Source organism: Streptomyces sp. NPDC001393 (genome assembly GCF_053597455.1).
On record NZ_JBSFIH010000159.1, the window covers coordinates 1 to 1,389 of the forward strand.

Below are 1,389 nucleotides of genomic sequence, written 5' to 3' on the forward strand. Positions count from 1 at the left end.
GAACGCCTGCGGGTTGGCATAGCCGACGTCCACTCCGTGCTTCCTGACGAGGTCAGCGGTCTCGAACATCGTCTGTGCCAGGTAGTCGGCCACGCTGTTGAGCCGGTGGGGCTCGCAAAGTCATCGCTGCAGCTCAAGCCGTGTATCGGTACTCGTTGATGACCCCGCTGAGGACGCGGGTGCGCAGGGGCCTGCGGGGCACACGATCGCGCAATACCGCTGGCTGTTCCCGGGCTTCGGGTGGTCGTTGGTCTCGTGATCGGTGTGGCCGATGCGTGTTGTAGTGCTCCTGGTACTCGGCGAGGACCTGGTGGGCGTGGGCTTCGTTCGTGATCAGGATGTGGTCGAGGACCTCGCGCCGGATCGTGCCGATCACTCGCTCGCAGTGGGCGTTCATGCGCGGCGCCTGTGGCGCGTTGAGCAGCACGTCCATGTCTTCGGCCTCGAAGACGGCGTCGAAGGAGTTGGTGTACTTGCTGTCGCGGTCGCGAAGAACGAAGCGGAGCGACTCGACGCGTGCGCCGAGGTCGGCGGTCAGATTGCGGGCCTGCTGGGCCGCCCACTGCGCAGTGGGGTGAGCAGTGACGCCGGTGATGTGGAGCCGACGGGTGCTGTGTTCGAGGAACGCCAGCGCGTACAGCCGCCTGCCGGTGATCGTGTCCACGTGGAAAAAGTCCGCCGCGATGATCCCCTCGGCCTGGGCGGTGAGGAATTCGCGCCAGCTCGGGCCGATACGGCGAGGGGCCGGGCCAATGCCGGCCGCGTGCAGAATTTCCCACACCGTGGACGGTGCGATCGGATGCCCCAGCCTGGCCAGCTCACCCTGGATCCGCCGGTGGCCCCACCGCGGGTTCTCCTCTGCCAGACGCACAACCAGCTTCCGGAGCGCAGCGGCCGTGGGAGGGCGGCCGGTGCGGCGTCGGCCGACGTAGTCCCACTTCTTGGCGATCAGCCCGCGGTGCCAGGCCAGCAGCGTCCCCGGCCTGACCGGGAAGACACAGCTCCAGCGCCGACGGGGTATCAGCGACGACAACGCGGCCAGCCAGAACCGGTCCGCGGGCTCGTAGCGGACCGGACCGGCGAGTTGCCGTCGCAGCACCGCGTTCTCGTGCCGCAGCACCAGCAGTTCGGCGTCCTTGGCCGTGTCCCGGCGCAGCAGGACCGCAGGCACGGACAGCATCGCCCGGGTGGCCCGGTACAGCAGCGAGACGATCACTGATACAGCATCCCAGCCACCGCCAAGGGGTCCCACACGCGACCTCCCACCTGCAGCGATGACTTTGCGAGCCCCACAGGACACAGCCGTGATCCCGTTGACGCTGCTGCCTGGCCGCACCGACACCACCCGCATCGGCCGTGACCGGCTCGAACTGCTCACAGCCCTTATCG

At 68.1% G+C, this 1,389-nt stretch carries 1 protein-coding gene; it reads right to left on the minus strand.

From position 1 onward, the window contains the following. Positions 1-133 precede the first annotated feature (133 nt). A complete protein-coding gene (locus ACWC2T_RS46040; protein ID WP_450676246.1) occupies positions 134-1,216 on the minus strand; it encodes an integrase core domain-containing protein in 1,083 nt (360 codons plus the stop codon). Positions 1,217-1,389: the final 173 nt, after the last annotated feature.